The sequence below is a fragment of the Streptomyces palmae genome, from assembly GCF_004684805.1.
Lineage (GTDB): Bacteria > Actinomycetota > Actinomycetes > Streptomycetales > Streptomycetaceae > Streptomyces > Streptomyces palmae.
Genome location: NZ_SRID01000016.1, coordinates 21406 through 41846, shown reverse-complemented (window position 1 = coordinate 41846; position 20441 = coordinate 21406). Strand labels below are relative to the sequence as shown.

Here is a 20441-nt window from a genome sequence, read left to right as displayed (position 1 = left end):
CGCGGAGATGGGTATAAGAGCCAGGGCCACCGCCGGACCCGGGTACGGCGCCGCCGGCGCGCCGGCCGCCTGGTACTCCCGGGCCCGGCCCAGTACGAACACGTCCGGCGCTCGGTCCAGCACGCCGCCCGAGGGGTCGTCCGAGCCGTCCTTGCGCACCAGGTCCCGTTCCGGCCGCAGTACGTCCCGCACCACCAGCGCCACCAGGTACAGGGTGGCCAGCACGTGCACGGCGATGGCCAGCTGGTAGCCCTCCGGGGGCAGCCCGCGGTGGGCGTCACCGCTGCTGTTGTACGCCAGGTGCATCCAGACGGCGACGTAGTAGACCACTTCGGCGGACTGCCAGATCAGGAAGTCGCGCCAGCGGGGGCGGGCCAGGGCGGCCAGCGGCACCAGCCAGAGCACGTACTGCGGCGAGTACACCTTGTTGGTGAGCACGAACGCGGCGACCACCAGGAAGGCCAGCTGGGACAGGCGGGGGCGGCGCGGGGCGCACAGGGCGAGCGCGGCGATCCCGGCGCAGGCCAGGGCCAGCAGCACGGCGACGTAGGTGTTGGCGTCCTCGATCGGGTCGCCGGTGCGCTGGGAGATGATCAGCCACACCGAGCCGAGGTCCACCGGGCGTTCCTGGCTGAAGGTGTAGAACTTCGCCCAGCCCTCGCGCAGGTGCAGCCCGCCGCCGGTGGTGAACATCACCGGGACGTTCACCAGCAGCCAGGCGCCCGCCGCTCCGACCGCCGCGGTGGCGAAGTCCCGCAGCCGCCCGGCCCGCAGGCACAGCAGGAACAGCGGGATGAGCAGCAGCAGCGGGTAGAACTTGGCGGCGGTGGCCAGGCCGATCAGGATCCCGGCGGGCAGTGGGCGGTGGCGTGACCACAGCAGCAGGCCGGCCGAGGCGAGGGCCGCGGCGAACAGGTCCCAGTTGATGGTCGCGGTGAGCGCGAACGCCGGTGCGAGGGCGACCAGCATGCCGTCCCAGGGGCGGTTGCGGTGGATGCGCACCGTGCAGTAGGCCAGGGCGGCGGCGCAGACCATCAGCATGCCCGAGTTGACCAACCAGTAGGTCTGGGAGCGGTGCTCGATGCCGCCGCCGGGCGTCATCCAGGAGGCGACCTCCATGAAGAGCCCGGTGAGCACCGGATACTCCAAATACCCTATGCCGCCCGAGTCCTTGTCCGGGATGCGGTCGAAGTACGGGACGAGGCCGTCGGCGAAGCCCCGGCTGCCGTACAGGTGCGGGATGTCGGAGTAGCAGGCGTGGACGTACTGGCTGCCGGACCCCTGGAACCAGGCGCCGTTGTAGCAGGACACCTTCTGGGCCATGCCGAGCGCGAACATCACGATGGCCGCCAGGACCACCACCCGCACCGGCGTCCACCAGCTCGTCCCGGACAGCGCGCGACGGCCCATCGGCCCACCGATCACCTCGCTGCCGGCCGCCGCGACCTCGTCCTCGACGGTCGGCCGCACCGGCAGGTCATCGTCGTCCGAGCTCCTCATGCGGGCCATCCTGCCGTACCCGCCGCCGCGGGGGGCCCGGAGGCGCCCGACACGGCGGGGCGGGCGGCCGGCCGGAGGAACGGCCGCGGCCACGCGGAGCGGGGTGCGCTCCGCGTGGCCGCGGGTGGTGCTGGGGCGGGGGTAGAAGCTAGTCCGGTGGTCCGCCGAAGAAGGCGCCCGAATCGCCGTCCGTCGGGTCGGTGGTGGGCGACGTGGGTTTGCCGCCGGGCCCGCCTGGTCGTCCGCCGGGGCCACCGTTCCCGTTGTCGCCGCACAGCGGGTCGAGCGGGCCGCAGCTGTCGGTGGGCGAGGGGTCCTCCGTCGGCTTCTTGGTGGTCGGGTCCTCGGTCGGCTCCTTGGACGGCTCCTCGGAGGGCTCCTCGGTGGACGGGCTCTGGGTCGGCGCCTGGGTGGTCGGATCCGGGCTGGCGCCGTCACCGTAGATCTTGTCGCCGATCGGGCCCGGCTCCGGGAACTGCTTCACCGGGACGCCGTCCATGGCCTCACGCATGTAGTCGGCCCAGATCTCGGACGGGAACGAGGCACCGTGGATCTTGTCCTGGCCGCCCACGCCGTACATCGGCAGGAAGCTCTGGACCTCGGCCTGGTCGTCCATCCGCCACATGCCGATCGCGGTGGACAGCTGCGGGGTGTAGCCGGCGAACCAGGCGGACTTGTTGTCGTCGGTGGTGCCGGTCTTGCCCGCCGCCGGGCGGCCGATCCGGGCGTTCTTGCCGGTGCCGTTCTCCACCACCGACTGCAGCACGTCGGTGACGTTGTCCGCGACGTTGGTGTCGAAGGCCTGCTCCTCCTTCTTCACCTCGTCGTGGCTCCAGGTCTCCACGCCGTTGTGCTCGATGGTCTCCACCGAGTACGGGTCCACCTGCTGGCCGCGGGCCGCGAAGGTGGCGTAGGCGTTGGCCAGGTTGATGGCGCTGGGGGCCGAGGTGCCCAGGGAGAAGGTCGGGGTCAGCGAGGTGAACTCCTTCTCGTCCATGCCGGCGTCCTTGGCCGCCTGCCTGACCTTGTCGACGCCCACGTCCATGCCCAGCTGCATATAGGCCGTGTTGACCGAGTGCTCCATGGCCGTGCGCAGGTCGACGGGTCCGTACTCCCCGTTGTCATCGTTGGCCTGGTGCCACTCCCGGCCCTTCTCGTCGTGCCAGACGGTCTTGTCGTAGTTGAGCAGGGTCACCTTGTTGTCGCCGTTGTAGACGCTGGTCGGTGAGACCTTGGTGCGCGCGGAGAGCGGCTGCTCGGGGCCGAGCTTGGGGTCCCTGACCCCGTCCCGCATCGCGGCGGCCAGCACGAAGGGCTTGAAGGTCGAGCCCACCTGGGCACCGGTGTAGATGGCGTTGCTGTGCCAGTGTTCCAGGGCGTTCTTGCCGCCGTAGATCGCGACGATCTTGCCGGTGCCGGGCTCCACCGAGGCGCCACCGAACTGGACGTACTTGTCCGTCCTGGGCCGCAGCTTGGGGTTGATGTTCTCCTTGGAGACCTTCTCCACGGCGGTCTTGAGCTTGTTGACCTTGTCGCGCTCGAAGGTGGTGTGGATCTGGTAGCCGCCCTTGTCCAGCTGAGCCTTGCTGATGTTGGTGTGCTCGATGATGTACTGGTCGGCGAGGTCGGTGAGGTAGCCGATCTGGCCGCCCTTGTTGGTCGCCGGCCGCGGCGGCTCGGGGCGCGGGAAGCCCTTGTCCACCCACTTGGCGCGGTCGGCCTCGGTCATGTGGCCGGTCTCGACCTCGCGCTTGAGGATCCACTTCCAGCGGTTGGTGGCCCGCTCGGTGTTGAGCTTCTTGGTCGCGATCCTGCCGATGCCGCCGGCCGGGTCGTAGAGGTTGGGGCCGTTGAGCGTCGCGGCCAGGAAGGCGCTCTCGCTGGGGTTCAGCTCCTCGCTGTCCTTGCCGTAGTACGCGCGGGAGGCGGCCTGGATGCCGTAGGCGCCGCGCCCGTAGAACGCGGTGTTCAGATAGCCGGCCAGGATGTCGTCCTTGTCCTGGGTCCAGCCGACCTTGACCGAGATGAAGAGCTCGGTGACCTTGCGCTTGAGGGTCTGCTCCTGGCCCAGGTAGGTGTTCTTCACATACTGCTGGGTGATGGTCGAGCCACTCTGGGTGGCACCGCCCTTGGCCATGTTGACCACCGCGCGGGCGATACCCATCGGGTCGACGCCGGAGTCGCTGTAGAAGCTGGCGTTCTCCGCGGCGATCACCGCGCTCTGCATGGACTTGGGAATCTTGCTGAGCGGCACGATCTGGCGGTTGTAGTCACCGCCACCGGAGACCACCATCTGCCGGCCGTCCGCCCAGTAGTAGACGTTCTTCTGCGACTCGGCCGCCGCCGCCGGGTCGGGCACCTGCACCAGCATCAGGCCGATGCCCGCCGCGGCGACCAGCAGTCCCACGAAGGACAGGAAGGTGCCGGTGACCAGCTTCCAGGACGGCACCCAGCGCTTGAAGCCCGTCTTGCCCCGGCGCGGGTAGTCGATGAAGCGCTTCTTGCCCGGCGGGCGGTTCTTGCCGCCGCGCCCGCGCCGCCCGCCTTCCGGGGCGCCGGAGGCATGGCCGGCACCGGCCGGGTCCGCCGCCCTGCGGCGGCCACCGCGCTGGGCGGCGCGCCGGGCCTCGGCCCGGCCGCCATGCGGACGTGCCGCCTCACCGGGCGGTTCGGCCTGGGCCCCCTGGCCACTGGGCGGCGGTGCTGCGCGGTGGCCCGATGACTGCTGGGCAGCGCGACGGGCCGCTGCTCGTCCGCCGCCTTGCGGCTGCGGCGGCTTGCGACGGTGCTCGCTCATGGAACGACTACTCCTCGGGCAGGCTCAATCGCCTGGAAGCGGCAGGTGGCATGCGGTCCCCCCGATGTGCGCGCCGACCGACTGGCCGCGTTCGGGCGCACTGCATCCACGACGGAGACGCCCAGTGGCGTCGCGCGGTTCCCAGTGGTCTGCATGGCGAACAGAGTACGCACGGTCAAAACGCGCCCACCGACCATCTTCACTCCAAACCGCACAGGTTGACTTCAACGAATCCCTGATGTGACGCCGTTCACCATGGCCCCTCTTGTACCAGAGGGTGGGCCGCTCTATCGTCGGGATGTATCGAGGCGATACATCAGCTCGCCATAAGGAACACGGACAGCGGGGAGGCGGAGGATGACCAGGCGTTCCGGAATCCTGGAGTTCGCCGTCCTCGGACTGCTGCGCGAGTCCCCCATGCACGGCTATGAGCTGCGGAAACGTCTGAACACCTCGCTCGGCGTCTTCCGTGCTTTCAGCTACGGCAGCCTCTACCCCTGCCTCAAGGCGCTGGTCGCGAACGGCTGGCTGGTCGAGGAGCCGGGGAGTGCGCCGGAGGACGCGCGAGCGGCTACGCTGGCCGGCCGCCGGGCGAAGATCGTCTACCGGCTGACCGCGCAGGGCAAGGAGCGTTTCGAGGAACTGCTCGCCCACACCGGCCCGGAGGCGTGGGAGGACGAGCACTTCGGTGTTCGCTTCGCCTTCTTCGGCCAGACCTCGCGCGAGGTGCGGGTGCGGGTGCTCGAGGGGCGGCGCAGCCGCCTGGAGGAGCGCCTGGAGAAGATGCGCGCCTCCTTGGCCCGCAGCCGGGAGCGGCTCGACAGCTACACCCTCGAGCTGCAGCGGCATGGCGTGGAGTCAGTGGAGCGCGAGGTCCGCTGGCTGAACGAGCTGATCGAGAGCGAGCGGGCCGGGCGCGACCAGCGCAGCGGGCCCGCCGCACCGGAGACCCCTCGGCCCGCGGCCGGGAGACGGGACCGGTCCGAAGAGACGGGCGGTCTGCCCCGGCGCCGGGGTACGACCCGGCCGGGCTCGACCGATGACACCGCCAAGTGAGCCTCTGCACCCCCGCAGGGCTTCGACACACACACAGGGAGCAACCGGAATGGGTTCGGTTCGCGTAGCCATTGTCGGCGTGGGCAACTGCGCCGCGTCGCTCGTGCAGGGCGTCGAGTACTACAAGGACGCCGACCCGAACAGCCGCGTGCCGGGTCTGATGCACGTGCAGTTCGGCGACTACCACGTCCGCGACGTGGAGTTCGTGGCCGCCTTCGACGTGGACGCGAAGAAGGTCGGCCTCGACCTCGCGGACGCGATCGGTGCCAGCGAGAACAACACCATCAAGATCACGGATGTGCCGGCCACCGGCGTCACCGTGCAGCGCGGCCACACGCTCGACGGTCTGGGCAAGTACTACCTCCAGACCATCGAGGAGTCCGCCGAGGCCCCTGTCGACGTGGTCCAGGTCCTCAAGGACAAGCAGGTCGACGTGCTCGTCTGCTACCTGCCGGTCGGCTCCGAGACCGCGGCGAAGTTCTACGCCCAGTGCGCCATCGACGCCAAGGTCGCCTTCGTCAACGCGCTGCCGGTCTTCATCGCCGGCACCAAGGAGTGGGCGGACAAGTTCACCGAGGCCGGTGTGCCGATCGTCGGTGACGACATCAAGTCGCAGGTCGGCGCCACCATCACGCACCGTGTGATGGCCAAGCTGTTCGAGGACCGGGGTGTCATCCTCGAGCGCACCATGCAGCTGAACGTCGGCGGCAACATGGACTTCAAGAACATGCTCGAGCGCGAGCGCCTGGAGTCCAAGAAGATCTCCAAGACGCAGGCCGTCACCTCCCAGATCCCGGACCGCGACCTGGGCGAGAAGAACGTCCACATCGGCCCGTCCGACTACGTGGCCTGGCTGGACGACCGCAAGTGGGCCTACGTCCGCCTGGAGGGCCGTGCGTTCGGCGACGTCCCGCTGAACCTGGAGTACAAGCTCGAGGTCTGGGACTCCCCGAACTCCGCGGGTGTCATCATCGACGCGCTGCGCGCCGCGAAGATCGCCAAGGACCGGGGCATCGGTGGCCCGATCCTCTCCGCGTCCTCGTACTTCATGAAGTCCCCGCCGGTGCAGTACTTCGACGACGAGGCCCGGGAGAACGTCGAGAAGTTCATCAAGGGCGAGGTCGAGCGCTGACCACGCCGCCGGTGGCGGAACACCGCCGCTGATCTCAGGCCCCCGGGTTGCTCCCGGGGGCCTGCGGTGTGTGTGAGGCTGAGCGCCATGCCCGTCGTACGTGATCTGCGCGTGCTGCTCCGGCTCCGCGACTTCCGCCGCCTGCTCGCCGTCCGGCTGCTCTCCCAACTGGCCGACGGCGTCTACCAGGCCGCCCTCGCCGCCTATGTGGTGTTCTCCCCGGAGAAGGAGACCTCCGCCGCGGCGATCGCCTCCGCGATGGCCGTGCTGCTCCTTCCCTACTCGCTCCTCGGGCCGTTCGCGGGCGTGCTGCTGGACCGCTGGCGCCGCCGGCAGGTGCTGCTCTTCGGCAACGTGCTGCGCGCCGGACTCGCCGCGGGCACCGCGGTGCTGATCCTGGCTCAGGTCTCCGACTGGCTCTTCTACGTCTCGGCGCTCTCGGTCACCGCCGTCAACCGCTTCGTCCTGGCCGGCCTGTCGGCCGCGCTGCCCCGAGTGGTCGACGGCCCCACACGACTGGTGATGGCCAACTCGCTCTCCCCGACCGCGGGGACCCTGGCGGCCACCGCCGGGGCCGGGGCCGCCTTCCTGGTGCGCCTGGTGGTGCCCGGTGGCGGGCTGTCCACCGACGCGCTGGTGGTGCTGCTCGGTGCGGCGATCTACCTGGCCGCCGGGCTCTCGGCCCTGCTGATGCCCGCGGACCTGCTGGGCCCCGACCCGAAGTGGCTCCAGCCGCGGCTGCGCACCGCCCTGCTCAGCACCGTACGAGGGCTCGCCGACGGGCTGCGCCATCTGGCCGCCCGCCGACCCGCGGCCCGGGTGCTGGCCGCGATGGGGCTGATGCGCTTCTGCTATGGCGCGCTCACCGTGATACTCCTGATGCTCTGCCGGTACGCCTGGGCCGACGCCGGATCCGACGGGCTGGCGCTGCTGGGGCTCGCGGTGGCCGTCTCGGGCGCCGGCTTCTTCGCCGCGGCGGTGGTGACGCCCTGGGCGGTGGGCCGGCTGGGGACCTCCGGCTGGATCGTGCTGTGCGCGGCCGGATCGGCCGTCCTGGTGCCCGGTCTGGGGCTGCCGTTCCAACCGGCTCCGATGCTGGTGGCCGCGTTCGTGCTGGGGCTGGCCACCCAGGGTGCGAAGATCGCCACGGACACCGTCGTCCAGGGCGCGATCGACGACGACTTCCGGGGCCGGATCTTCTCCCTCTACGACGTGCTGTTCAACGTCGCCTTCGTGGGCGCGGCGGGGGTGGCCGCCTCGATACTGCCGCGGGACGGCCGCTCGGTGGCGCTGGTGCTGCTGGTGTCGGTGATCTACGCCCTGGTCGCGGTCGGGATGGCGCGGTACCGCTACCGGCCGGTCCGGCCCGGGCTCTGAGGGCCCCCGATCGTCCGTTTCACGTGAAACACCGCCCCGCGGGACCGGAGCGGTGTTTCACGTGAAACGAGGGGGACTGCCTCAGCCCTGCGGCTGCTGCGCCCACCACTGCTTGAGGGCGGCCACCGCGGCGTCCCGCTCCATCGGCCCGTGCTCCAGCCGGAGCTCCAGCAGATGCTTGTACGCCTTGCCGACCTGCGGGCCCGGCGGCATCCCGAGGATCTCCATGATCTCGTTGCCGTCCAGGTCCGGCCGGATCGCGTCCAGCTCCTCCTGCTCCTGAAGCCGCGCGATGCGCTCCTCCAGCCCGTCGTAGGCCCGGGACAACGCCGTCGCCTTGCGCTTGTTGCGGGTGGTGCAGTCCGAGCGGGTCAGCTTGTGCAGCCGGCCCAGCAGCGGCCCCGCGTCCCGTACGTACCGCCGCACGGCCGAGTCGGTCCACTCCCCGGTGCCGTACCCGTGGAACCGCAGGTGCAGCTCGACCAGCCGGGCCACGTCCTTGACCAGCTCGTTGGAGTACTTGAGCTTCATCATCCGGAACTTGGTCATCTTCGCGCCCACCACCTCGTGGTGGTGGAAGGAGACCCGGCCGTCCTTCTCGAACCTGCGGGTCTTGGGCTTCCCGATGTCATGCAGCAGCGCGGCCAGCCGCAGCACCAGGTCGGGGCCCTCCTCCTCCAGGTCGATGGCCTGCTCCAGCACGGTCAGCGTGTGCTCGTACACGTCCTTGTGCCGGTGGTGCTCATCGCGCTCCAGCCGCAGCGCCGGGAGCTCCGGCAGCACCCTGGCCGCCAGCCCGGTGTCGACCAGCAGCCGCAGGCCCTTGCGGGGGTGCGCCGACAGGACCAGCTTGTTGAACTCGTCGCGCACCCGCTCCGCCGAGACGATGTCCAGCCGGTCGGCCATCTCGGTCATCGCGGCGACCACCTCGGGCGCCACCTCGAAGTCGAGCTGTGCGGCGAAGCGCGCGGCCCGCATCATCCGCAGCGGGTCGTCGGAGAAGGACTCCTCCGGCGTGCCCGGGGTGCGCAGCACCCGGGCGGCGAGGTCCTCCAGCCCGTTGTGCGGGTCGATGAACTCCTTCTCCGGCAGCGCCACCGCCATCGCGTTCACCGTGAAGTCCCGGCGCACCAGATCCTGCTCGATCGAGTCGCCGTAGGACACCTCGGGCTTCCGCGAGGTGCGGTCGTACGCTTCCGACCGATAAGTCGTGATCTCAATCTGATAGTCCTGGACCGCGGCATTGCCACCGGACGACTTCTTGCGGCAGCCGACCGTGCCGAACGCGATCCCCACGTCCCACACCGCGTCGGCCCAGGGGCGCACGATCTTCAGTACGTCCTCGGGGCGGGCGTCGGTGGTGAAGTCCAGGTCATTGCCGAGCCGGCCGAGCAGCGCGTCCCGTACCGAGCCGCCGACCAGGGCAAGGGTGAACCCGGCCTGCTGGAACCGGCGGGCGAGATCATCGGCGACGGGGGACACCCGCAGCAGCTCACTCACGGCCAGGCGCTGCGCCTGACTGAGTTCGCTGGTCGGCTGCGGGGTGAGGCTGTCATTGTTGGCATTCGGCACAACAGAACAGGGTACGTGGCCCAGCGCCCCGAAGCCTCCCGGTTCTCCCCGGGTCGGGATCACCCCGGGAATCCGACCGCCGGACCACGGCTGCGATCTTGCGGGCCACACCGCGGCGCCGCGCCCCCGCGAGCATCGTTACCATGCGTGGACACGCACACTACGACGACCACTGACGACGACGAGGGACGGGCGAGCACGTGGCCGAGGCGGCAGAGTTCCAGGGCACACCTTCCGCTCCCGCCCGCCGGTGGTTCAAACGCGCCGCGGCGCTGCTCACCGGGGTACCGCTGCTCGCGGGTCTGGTCCAGCTGCCGGCGGCCTCCGACGCCCAGGCGCAGAGCGCGCCCACCGGCTCGCGCACCGTCGATGTGGCGATCAAGAGTCTGACCCCCACCACCCCGTCCGGCGACGACACGCTGACCGTGACCGGCACCGTCACCAACGCCGGGCGCTCCCCGGTCACCGACGCCCAGGTCGAACTGCGGCTCGGCCCGCCGATGAACAGCCGCACGGCCATCGAGGACGCGGCCCGCCGCAAGGGCTACGCGCCGAACCTGGACGGCCGCCGGATAGACGCCCGGTACAGCGAGAAGGTCGGCCGGCTCCCGGCCGGCGGCAGCCGCGACTTCACCCTCTCCATCCCGGTCGAGCGGCTGGGCCTCACCAGCCCGGGGGCCTACCAGATCGCCGTCGCGCTGGGCGGCCAGACGGCCGACCGGCCCTGGCCGCAGGTGCTGGGCATCGAGCGGACCTTCCTGCCCTGGCAGCCCTCCGGGGCCCCGAAGAAGACCCGGCTCGCCTTCCTGTGGCCGCTCATAGCGCCCACCCATGTCACCTCGCGCACCCTCTCCGACGAATCGCAGACCCCGGTCTTCCGGGACGACAGGCTCAAGGACGAGCTCGGCCCCGGCGGTCGGCTCCAGCAGATGGTCGCCCTCGGCAAGGACCTCCCGATCACCTGGGTGATCGACCCGGACCTGCTGGCCACCGCGGACGCCATGACCCGGGACTACGAGGTCGAGGACGGCGAGGACACCAGGCCGGGGAAGGGCCAGGCGATCGCCGAGCAGTGGCTGGGCGACCTGGAGAAGGCCATCAAGGGCCACCAGGTGGTGGCCCTGCCGTTCGCCGACCCGGACCTGGCCTCGCTCGCCCACCGCGGCAAGAACGTCCCCGGCGCGCTCAGCCACCTCCAGACGGCCACCGAACTCGCCTCCAGCACGGTGGAGGGCATCCTCGGCATCAAGCCGCGCACCGACTTCGCCTGGCCGGTGGACGGGGCGATCGACTCCTCCATCGTGGACGTGGCCACCTCGGCCGGCGCCCACCATGTGATCGCCCGCAGCGACAGCCTCCAGGAGACCGGCGGCCTGCTGTACACCCCCAACGCCGCCCGGCAGATCGGCGGCGGCAACACCGCGGTGGTGGCCGACGCCCGGCTCTCCACGGCCTTCGCCGGCAACATGTCCCGGCCCGAGAGCCGCACCCTGGCCGTCCAGCGCTTCCTCGCCCAGAGCCAGATGCTCACCCAGCAGGCCCCGTCCAAGCAGCGCAGCATCCTGGTCGCGCCGCAGCGCATGCCCACCACCGCGCAGGCCAAGACCATGGCGGCGGCCCTGCGGGGCCTGTCCGACAACCGCTGGAGCCAGCCGCAGAACCTGGGGCAGGCCGCCGCCGCCCAGCCCGACCCGCTGGCCACCAAGCGGGTACCCAGCGGACGGGCCTACCCCAGCCGGCTGCGCGCCGGGGAGCTGCGCTACGCGGCCTTCGACAGGATCCGCAAGGACCAGCGGGCGCTCGACCTCTTCACGGACATCCTCACCGTGAAGGACCGGGTGGAGACCCCCTTCGGCAGCGCGATCCTGCGGGAGATGTCCACCGCCTGGCGAGGCAAGGCCCGCGGCGGCCTCGCCTTCCGCACCTCCGTCCACCGCGAGCTGCAGGGGCTCACCGAGAAGGTCCGGCTGATCCGCAAGTCCACGGTCACCCTCTCCGGCCGCAGCGCGACCATCCCGGTCACCGTGCAGAACGGCCTGCTCCAGCCCGTACAGGGCCTTCAGCTGCAACTGACCTCCTCGCAGGGCAACCGGCTCACCGTGGGCGATCCGCAGCCCATCCACGTCGAGGGCGGGCACAGCCAGTCCGTGAAGTTCGGCACCACGGCCTATGCCAACGGCCGGGTCCGGGTGACCGCCCAGCTGGTCACCGCCGACGGCCAGCCCTACGGCCAGGCGGTGTCCTTCGAGGTGAACGTCACCGAGGCCACCTCCGCGGTGATGCTGGTCATCGGCGGCGGGGTACTGCTGCTGGTCCTCGCCGGCGTCCGCATCTACCTTCAGCGCAAGCGGAACGCCCACCGTGACGAGGACAACAATCCGGGCGCCGAGAACGGCACGGACTCCACTCCCGTGGACGGGAACACGCCCCGAGACGAGGGAGAACAGGCCAAAGGCGACGACGCGCCGGACATCCTCGTACCCGAGCAGCAGAGTGACCCGGAGCCGGACACCGGTTCGCAAAGCGCTGAGCCATCCGGCTCAGGTGAGAAAGTGGAGCATTGAGCACTGGTGTGGCCGGACCGGCCGCGGACGATGAGGTGGGGTAGCGATGAACGCGCCGTACGACGGTGATCGCGGCCGTGGCCCGGGCGAGGACCCGGCAGGCCGGGTCCCGCCGCCCCATGCCACGCCCCCGGACGCCTATCCGGCCGAGCCGCACCAGCAGGACCCCTATCTCGGCGACCCCCGCCAGGCCTCCTACAGCCAGCTGCCGTATCCGCAGGACCCGTACTTCCAGGACCCGTACGTCACCGGCACCTACACGCCCTTCCCGTACCCGACGCAGGACCCCTACGCGTACGACCCGCTGACCGACCCCCGCTACGACCGGTCTGCGCACCAGGCCGCGCCGGGCTACCAGAACCAGGCGCCGCACTACGACCAGCCGCACACCTCGGCGCACAACCCCGAGACCCAGATGTGGCCCGCGCCCCCCGGCCCGGAGGGCGCGGCGCAGGGGCTGCCGTCCTACGCGGACGACCAGGCGGCCACCCAGTACCTGGGCGTGACCGGGCCGCCGGGCCAGGACGGCGGGGAGCAGCCCCCGCAGGACGCCTTCGCGCACCTCTACCGCGACCAGCAGCCCTACCAGGCGCAGCGCCAGCAGCAGTACACCCAGGACCACGTGCAGGACTACGCGCCCCAGCAGTACCAGCAGCCCCAGCAGCAGCCCGGGTACTACCAGCAGCAGGCCCCGCAGCAGTACGCCCAGCAGCCGCAGTACCCGGCCGCCGGGCCGCAGCAGGGGCAGGCCGCCCCCCAGCCGGTGGGCCAGGCCGCCGCTGCCACCCCGGCGGGTGGCGGGCCGGCCGCACCGGCGGCGCCTCCGGCACCGCCGACGACCGAACCGCGGCCCGCCGAGGAGACCCAGGCCGCCAAGCGCGGCGGCAAGGCCTCCAACCTGCTCCAGTCCAGCGCCCTGATGGCGGCCGGCACCCTGGTGTCCCGGCTCACCGGCTTCGTCCGGCAGATGGTGATCATCGCCGCGCTCGGCGGTGCCGTCCTCGGTGACACCTACGCGGTCGCCTATGTGCTGCCGGCGATGATCTACTTCCTCACCGTCGGCGGTGGTCTGAACTCCGTCTTCGTCCCGCAGCTGGTCCGCGCGATGAAGGAGGACGAGGACGGCGGCGTGGCCTACGCCAACCGGCTGCTCACCCTGGTGATGGTGGCCCTCGCGGCGCTGGTGGTGCTCGGCATGCTCGCGGCCCCCTGGCTGGTCGGCCAGCTGTCCCCGAAGATCGCCGGCGACGCCCCCGCCAACGAGGTGACCGTCGCCTTCGCCCGCTACTGCCTGCCCACCATCTTCTTCATGGGCGTGCACGTGGTGGTCGGGCAGATCCTCAACGCCCGCGGCCGCTTCGGCGCCATGATGTGGACCCCGGTCCTCAACAACATCGTCGTCATCGCCACCTTCGGCCTGTTCATCTGGGTCTTCGGCACCGCCAGCAACTCCAAGATGAACGTCACCACCATCACCCCGGAGGGCATCCGGCTGCTGGGCATCGGCACCCTGCTCGGCCTGGTGGTCCAGGCGCTGGCGATGTTCCCCTACCTGCGCGCCGCCGACTTCCACTTCCGGCCCCGCTTCGACTGGCGCGGCCACGGCCTCGGCAAGGCCGCCAAGCTGGCCAAGTGGACCCTGCTGTTCGTGCTCGCCAACCAGGCGGGCAACATCGTGGTCACCCGGCTCGCCACCGCGGCCGGCGCCGAGGCGGAAAGCGCGTACCCCGGCACCGGCTACATCGGCTACACCAGCGCCCAGCTGATCTGGGGCATGCCGCAGGCCATCATCACCGTGTCCGTGATGGCCGCCCTGCTGCCCCGGATCTCCCGCGCCGCCCACGACGGGGACGCCGGCGCGGTCCGCGACGACATCTCCCAGGGCCTGCGCACCTCCGCGGTCGCCATCGTGCCGCTGTCCTTCGGCTTCGTCGCCCTGGGCATCCCCATGTGCACCATGCTCTTCGGCACCTCGGGCCTGGGGACCGCCAAGGCCTTCGGCTACATCCTGATGGCCTTCGGGCTGGGCCTGATCCCGTTCTCCGCGCAGTACGTGATCCTCCGCGGCTTCTACGCGTACGAGGACACCCGCACCCCCTTCTACAACACCGTGATCGTCGCCGTGGTGAACGCCGCCGGCTCCGGGCTCAGCTACATGCTGCTGCCCGCCCGCTGGGCGGTGGCCGGCATGGCCGCCTCCTACGGTCTGGCCTACGCCGTCGGCGTCGGTGTCGCCTGGAAGCGCCTGCGCGTCCGGCTCGGCGGCGACCTCGACGGCCGCCGGGTGGCGCGCACGTACACCCGTCTGGCCGGTGCCTGCATCCCGGCCACCGCCCTCGGTGGCGGCGCGGCCTACGTCATCACCGGGTCCCTCGGCAGTGGCATGGTCGGTTCGCTGGCGGCGCTGGTGGGCGGTGGCGTGGTGCTGCTCGGGGTCTTCTTCGTCGCTGCCAAGCGGATGCGTATCGAGGAACTGACAGCCATGGTTGGTATGGTCCGCGGACGTCTCGGCAGGTGAGCTGAGCACAACCATCGTCCGCCACCGCGTGTCGTGCATAGCGGCGGACTGTGGGCACAATTAGCCGTGGACCAGCGCGATGGATGGGGAGGCAGGAACGACGGTGGCGGAACGGAGCACGGCTGCCGTCGACGTGGCCGACAACGACGGTGAGAAGCCGTCGGCCGCCCAGGCGGAGACGGCCACGACCGACGGGGCGGGAACCGAGACCATGTCCGGAGAGGCCAGCGAGTCCCAAGAGGCCGGCGAGCCCGGCAAGGACGTCGCCGCGCGCCCGGACAGCGCCGGTGCGGAGGGCAGGACAAGCCCCCCGGAGCTGCACAGCGGCCACAAACTCGCCAGACGCTACCGCCTTGAGGAATGCGTCACCCGTCTGGACGGATTCAGCAGCTGGCGGGCCGTCGACGAGAAGCTGCGCCGGGCCGTCGGGGTGCACATACTGCCCGCCGACCACCCGCGCGCCCGCCCCGTGCTCGCCGCGGCCCGCTCCGCGGCACTCCTCGGCGACCCGCGGTTCGTCCAGGTGCTGGACGCGGTCGAGGAGAACGACCTCGTCTACGTGGTCCACGAGTGGCTGCCCGACGCCACCGAACTCACCGCCGTCCTGGCCGCCGGCCCCTTCGAGCCGCACGACGCCTACCAACTCGTCAGCCAGGTCTCCCAGGCCATGGCCGCCGCACACCGGGAGGGCCTGGCCCACCTCCGCCTCAACCCCGGCTCCGTACTGCGCACCGAGTCGGGCCAGTACCGCATCCGCGGCCTCGCCGTGATGGCCGCGCTGCGCGGGATCAGCTCCGACCACCCGCAGCGCACCGACACCGAGGCGATCGGCGCCCTGCTCTACGCGGCGCTCACCCAGCGCTGGCCGTACGAGAGCGACGCCTACGGCCTGCCCGGCCTGCCCAAGGGCGTCGGCCTGATCGCCCCCGACCAGGTACGTGCCGGGGTGCACCGCGGACTCTCCGACCTCGCCATGCGCGCCCTGGTCAACGACGGGGCCACCGCCTCCCGCCAGGAGCCGCCCTGCACCACCCCGGAGGAGTTGGCCAAGGCGGTCGCGGCGATGCCGCGCATCCGTCCGCCCGAACCCTCCTTCGCCCCGCCGGAGGCCTTCCAGCAGCGCGCCTACGGCCCGCCGCCGATCCGCAACGGGCGGCCAGGACCCGCGGTCCCGGCCCCGGTGCCGCCGCCTCCTCCGCTGCAGAGCCGCACCGGCAAGGTCCTCAAGTGGACGGTCTCCGCGCTGCTGATCGCCGCCCTCGGCCTCGGCAGCTGGCAACTGGCCGACACCCTGCTGAAGTCGGAGAACCGCTCCGGCGACTCCCAGCACCAGGACAAGAAGCCGGGTGGCGGCGCCAAGAAGCACGTGGGCAAGCCGATCGCGATCCAGGGAGCGGCGGAGTACGCCCCCGACGGCACCCCGCAGGATGACGACAAGGTGCAGCTCACCTATGACACGGGCCCGGACAGCAAGGGCCGTGACTCCCTCTGGCGCACTCGTGGTTACAACGAAGGCCCCAAGTTCGCGCCGAGCATCAAGAAGGGCGTGGGCATCGTCTACGACCTCGGTGGCGAACGGCGCCTCGGTGGCGCCGAGATCAGCCTGCTCTACCCCGGAACCCAGAGCACCTACACCGAGATCGGCCTCTACGCCACCGACTCCCTCCACCCCACGGGCAGCAGCCAGACCCCCCTCTCCGGGTTCAAGGAACTGCTCAAGCCCACTCAGACGGGGGAGACCACCGCGAAACTCACGATCAACAGCTCGGTCAAGACACGGTACGTTCTGGTGTGGCTCACCGCTCTGCCCGAGTCGCCGCCGGAGCAGTACTTCGAGCGGCCCTTCAAGCAGGCGATCACCGACGTGAAGTTCACCGACTGAGCCGGCAGCGGACCGCGTGGGGAGGGGCTCGACGTTGGACGACGACGCCGCGTTCGCCGAGGCGAGCGACGCCGAGCTCCTCGCTCGCCATGTCCGGGGCGAGCCCGACGCCTTCTCCGAACTCGTCCGCCGGCACCGCGACCGGCTCTGGGCGGTGGCGCTGCGCACCCTCAGGGACCGCGAGGAGGCCGCCGACGCCGTCCAGGACGCCCTGGTCTCCGCGTACCGGGCCGCCCACACCTTCCGGGGGCAGTCGGCGGTGACCACCTGGCTGCACCGGATCACGGTCAACGCCTGCCTGGACCGGGCCCGCAAGGCCGCCTCCCGCCGCACCTCCCCGGTACCCGAGCCCGAGCGGCTGGAGCAGCTCCTCGAACCCCATGAGTCGGCCGAGGCACCCGCCGAACGCGGTGACCTCCACCGCGAGTTGATCACGGCCCTCGGCACCCTTCCCCCGGAGCAGCGGGCCGCCCTGGTGCTGGTCGACATGCAGGGCTACTCGGTGGCCGAGGCGGCCGCGGTACTGGAGGTGCCCAACGGCACCGTGAAGAGCCGCTGCGCCAGAGGTCGAGCGCGCCTGCTGCCCCTGCTGTCACATCTCCACCCCACCGGGTGGGATAGCCGGGGATCCCGCCGGGAAAGGAACCGGACGCAGGGGGCATCCGTCCCACCGGCGGCAGGACCGAAAGACGCAGATGCCGTGAAGGGCGGAGGTGGGGGCACATGACATCGACGACCGACACGGACGAGCACCCGGAGGTCGCGGAGATCTCCGAGCTCACCGAGGGACTGCTGTCCCCGGTCCGCGCGGCCGCGCTACGCCGCCATCTGGCCGACTGCCCGCTGTGCGCGGATGTCGAGGCTTCGCTGAGCGAGATCCGCTCACTGCTGGGCTCCCTCCCGGGTCCGCCGCGGATGCCCGCCGAGATCGCGGGCCGCATCGACGCGGCACTGGCCGCCGAGGCACTGCTGGACGCCACCGCCCCGGTGGAGCGCATCGAGGTGGCCGATGCCTCGGATACCCGGCCGACGAAGGCGGTTTCACGTGAAACCGGCCCCGCGGCCGATCGTGTTTCACGTGAAACCGAGTCCCCGTCCGAGGCGGAAGCGGCGACTGGGGCCTCTGCGGATGAGGCGGCACAGCCGTCGGTGGACGCGGACGCCCCCGAACTGGCGGGCACCGCGCCCTCCGGCACGGGTTCCCGGGCGGCCGACCGCCCCGCCGGACGTCCCCGGGCCGCCACCACCGGCCCCGGACGCCGGCACCCCCAGCGCGCCGGCCGCAGGGGGCACGCCCGGCGCTGGCCGCAGGTCCTGCTGGGCACCGCCTGCGCCGCGGCGGTGATCGGGGTGGGCGGCCTCTTCGTGCAGACCTCCGGCTCGGACGACGGCGACCGTCAGCCGGCGGCCGGGCTGGGCGTCAGCACACGGCAGAAGAGTCCCGGTACGGCGCTCTCCCAGGCCGGGCTGGAAACCGAGGTCCAGCGGCTCCTCGACGAACAGAGCGGGCACCCCCGGCGGAATGAACCCACCCACGAGGTGACCGTGCGGAAGTCGCCCGACACGACCCTGCGCACCGAGGAGAGCCAGGTGCCCTCCTGCGTCCAGGCCGGCACCGGGCGGTCCGACGCCCCGCTCGCCACCCGGCAGGAGACCTACCAGGGCACCCCCGCCTTTCTCCTCGTGCTGCCCCACCCCGCGGACAGCTCGCGGGTCGACGCCTTCGTGATCGACGCCGGATGCACCACCGCCACGCCGCCGGCTCCGGGCACCATCCTGTTGACCGGCACGTTCGCCCGGCCCTGAGGCGCAGGGCCGGGCGCTGGCCCACTCGGGAATGCTCGGACCGTAGGATCCGTTGGGTGGGATGAGCGACCCCATCCGTCACCGCCGGCAGACAAGGAAGACATCAGTGAGCGACGTCCGCAACGTGATCATCATCGGTTCCGGGCCCGCGGGGTACACGGCCGCGCTCTACACGGCCCGTGCCTCCCTGAAGCCCCTGGTCTTCGAGGGCTCTGTCACCGCGGGCGGTGCGCTGATGAACACCACCGACGTGGAGAACTTCCCCGGCTTCCGTGACGGGATCATGGGCCCGGACCTGATGGACAACATGCGCGCCCAGGCCGAGCGCTTCGGTGCCGAGCTGATCCCGGACGACGTGGTCGCGGTCGACCTGTCCGAGGAGATCAAGACCGTCACCGACTCCGCCGGCACCGTCCACCGGGCCAAGGCAGTGATCGTCACCACCGGCTCCCAGCACCGCAAGCTGGGTCTGCCCCGCGAGGACGAGTTCTCCGGCCGCGGTGTCTCCTGGTGCGCCACCTGCGACGGCTTCTTCTTCAAGGACCAGGACATCGCCGTCGTCGGTGGCGGTGACACCGCGATGGAGGAGGCCACCTTCCTCTCCCGCTTCGCCAAGTCGGTCACGATCGTCCACCGCCGGGACAGCCTGCGGGCCAGCAAGGCCATGCAGGAGCGGGCCTTCGCCGACCCGAAGATCTCGTTCGTCTGGGACAGCGAGGTCACCGAGCTGCACGGTGAGGGCAAGCTGTCGGGGCTGAACCTGCGCAACCTCAAGACAGGGGAGACCTCGGAGCTTCCGGTCACCGGCCTGTTCATCGCGATCGGCCACGACCCGCGCACCGAGCTCTTCAAGGGCCAGCTCGACCTGGACGACGAGGGATACCTGAAGGTCCAGGCGCCCTCGACCCGGACCAACCTGACCGGCGTCTTCGCCGCGGGCGACGTGGTGGACCACACCTACCGCCAGGCGATCACCGCCGCCGGCACCGGCTGCTCTGCCGCTCTGGACGCCGAGCGGTACCTCGCCGCTCTGGCCGACGGCGAGAACGCCGCCTGACCTTCCCCCTCCCCTTCCCCCCTCACCAGTTAGGAGATCGCCATGGCCGGTGCCACGGTAACCGTCACGGACGCCAACTTCGAGGAGCTCGTCCTCAAGAGCGAGAAGCCGGTCCTCGTGGACTTCTGGGCCGCCTGGTGCGGTCCGTGCCGCCAGATCGCCCCGTCGCTGGAGGCCATCGCGGCCGAGCACGACGAGATCGTGATCGCGAAGCTCAACATCGACGAGAACCCGAACACCGCCGCCAAGTACGGCGTGATGTCGATCCCGACGCTCAACGTCTACCAGGGCGGCGAGGTCGCGAAGACCATCGTGGGTGCCAAGCCGAAGGCCGCCATCGAGCGCGACCTGGCCGACTTCCTCGCCTGAGTCGGGGCTTGGGAGACACCCCAAGGTCCCTCTCGAGGGTGTTTCACTGCTTCCGGATACGGCACCTCAGAGCGGGCGCAGGGCCGGCTCCTTCTGCACCGCGCCGAGCAGCCGGTCCAGGGCGAGTTCGACGTCCTCTTTCCAGGAGATGGTCGTCCGCAGCTCCAGTCTCAGGCGGGGGTAGCGCGGATGGTGCCGCACGGTCTTGAAGCCCACGGCCAGCAGATGGTCCGCGGGCAGCACACACGCGGGTTCCTTCCAGGTGGCGTCACCGAACGCCTCGATGGCCTTGAAGCCACGCCGGATCAGATCCTTGGCCACGGTCTGCACCATCACCCGACCCAGCCCCTGTCCCTGGTAGCCGGGCATCAGCCAGGCGGTCATCAACTGGACCGCGTCCGCCGCCACCGGGCTGGTGGGGAATGCGGTGGACCGGGGCACATAGGCGGGCGGCGCGTAGAGCACAAAGCCCACCGGCACCTCGTCCACATAGACCACTCGACCGCATGAGCCCCACTCCAGGAGCACGGCGGAGATCCAGGCCTCCTTCTCCAACTCGGGCCGCCCGGCCCGCACCGCGGCCTCACCGCTGACCGGGTCGAGCTCCCAGAACACACAGGAGCGACACCGCTTGGGGATATCCGGGAGGTTGTCCAAGGTCAGTGGTACGAGCCGACGCCCCATGCAGCCAGTTCCTCACTTCTCCCACCAGCCGCGCTGTCGGGTGGCTGATGTGCCATACCTGATCGCATAGTAACGGTGCGGACATTACGCCGATACCGCCATAGAGCAAAGAACGCGGGTCGCGTTC

The 20441-nt window shown here is 70.9% G+C and carries 14 protein-coding genes; 10 read left to right on the top strand and 4 right to left on the bottom strand.

Annotated elements, in window-relative coordinates; translation table 11 throughout:
• Together E4099_RS03500 and E4099_RS03495 are read right to left on the bottom strand one after the other, a co-directional pair.
• Nucleotides 1-1500, bottom strand: a 1500-nt coding sequence (locus E4099_RS03500) for a glycosyltransferase family 87 protein (protein ID WP_209446511.1), incomplete at its 3' end; no start/stop codon positions are given.
• Nucleotides 1501-1648: 148 nt separating this feature from the next.
• Nucleotides 1649-4297, bottom strand: coding sequence for a transglycosylase domain-containing protein (locus E4099_RS03495; protein WP_135337413.1), 2649 nt, complete (start codon nt 4295-4297; stop codon nt 1649-1651).
• Nucleotides 4298-4654: 357 nt separating this feature from the next.
• Here E4099_RS03495 and E4099_RS03490 point away from each other — a divergent pair, with 357 nt between their 5' ends.
• From E4099_RS03490 to E4099_RS03480, 3 genes are all read left to right on the top strand, one after another.
• Nucleotides 4655-5353 (top strand): PadR family transcriptional regulator, encoded by a 699-nt coding sequence (locus tag E4099_RS03490; RefSeq protein ID WP_135337412.1) that lies wholly within the window; start codon nt 4655-4657, stop codon nt 5351-5353.
• Between the two features lie 49 nt (nt 5354-5402).
• Nucleotides 5403-6485, top strand: coding sequence for an inositol-3-phosphate synthase (locus E4099_RS03485; RefSeq protein WP_135337411.1), 1083 nt, complete (start codon nt 5403-5405; stop codon nt 6483-6485).
• Between the two features lie 87 nt (nt 6486-6572).
• Nucleotides 6573-7862 (top strand): MFS transporter, encoded by a 1290-nt coding sequence (locus tag E4099_RS03480; protein ID WP_135337410.1) that lies wholly within the window; start codon nt 6573-6575, stop codon nt 7860-7862.
• An 81-nt stretch (nt 7863-7943) separates the two neighbouring features.
• Here E4099_RS03480 and E4099_RS03475 read toward each other — a convergent pair whose 3' ends face one another.
• Nucleotides 7944-9434 carry a CCA tRNA nucleotidyltransferase gene (locus E4099_RS03475; protein ID WP_135337409.1) on the bottom strand — a complete coding sequence of 497 codons (1491 nt, stop codon included), beginning with the start codon at nt 9432-9434 and terminating at the stop codon, nt 7944-7946.
• A gap of 200 nt (nt 9435-9634) precedes the next feature.
• On the opposite strand from E4099_RS03475, the gene E4099_RS03470 reads away from it, so the two are divergent.
• The 7 genes from E4099_RS03470 (at nt 9635) to trxA (ending at nt 19630) form a co-directional block, all read left to right on the top strand.
• Nucleotides 9635-11998 (top strand): DUF6049 family protein, encoded by a 2364-nt coding sequence (locus E4099_RS03470; protein ID WP_135337408.1) that lies wholly within the window; start codon nt 9635-9637, stop codon nt 11996-11998.
• A 46-nt stretch (nt 11999-12044) separates the two neighbouring features.
• On the top strand, nt 12045-14516 hold the full coding sequence (gene murJ, locus E4099_RS03465) for a murein biosynthesis integral membrane protein MurJ (protein ID WP_135337407.1): 2472 nt from the start codon (nt 12045-12047) through the stop codon (nt 14514-14516).
• A 103-nt stretch (nt 14517-14619) separates the two neighbouring features.
• The gene (locus tag E4099_RS03460; protein ID WP_135337406.1) at nt 14620-16398 is read left to right on the top strand and encodes a protein kinase family protein; all 1779 of its coding nucleotides are present in this window, start codon (nt 14620-14622) and stop codon (nt 16396-16398) included.
• A gap of 34 nt (nt 16399-16432) precedes the next feature.
• On the top strand, nt 16433-17125 hold the full coding sequence (gene sigM, locus E4099_RS03455) for an RNA polymerase sigma factor SigM (RefSeq protein WP_135337405.1): 693 nt from the start codon (nt 16433-16435) through the stop codon (nt 17123-17125).
• Nucleotides 17122-18204 carry an anti-sigma factor family protein gene (locus E4099_RS03450; protein ID WP_135337404.1) on the top strand — a complete coding sequence of 361 codons (1083 nt, stop codon included), beginning with the start codon at nt 17122-17124 and terminating at the stop codon, nt 18202-18204. The genes sigM and E4099_RS03450 overlap by 4 nt, the downstream gene beginning before the upstream one ends.
• 106 nt (nt 18205-18310) lie before the next feature.
• A complete protein-coding gene (trxB, locus tag E4099_RS03445) occupies nt 18311-19261 on the top strand; it encodes a thioredoxin-disulfide reductase (protein ID WP_135337403.1) in 951 nt (316 codons plus the stop codon).
• Nucleotides 19262-19303: 42 nt separating this feature from the next.
• Entirely contained in the window at nt 19304-19630 is a 327-nt protein-coding gene (trxA, locus tag E4099_RS03440) for a thioredoxin (RefSeq protein WP_135337402.1), read from the top strand.
• Between the two features lie 66 nt (nt 19631-19696).
• Here trxA and E4099_RS03435 read toward each other — a convergent pair whose 3' ends face one another.
• Nucleotides 19697-20314, bottom strand: a complete 618-nt coding sequence (locus tag E4099_RS03435) for a GNAT family N-acetyltransferase (protein ID WP_135337401.1) — start codon at nt 20312-20314, stop codon at nt 19697-19699.
• Between the last annotated feature and the right edge of the window lie 127 nt (nt 20315-20441).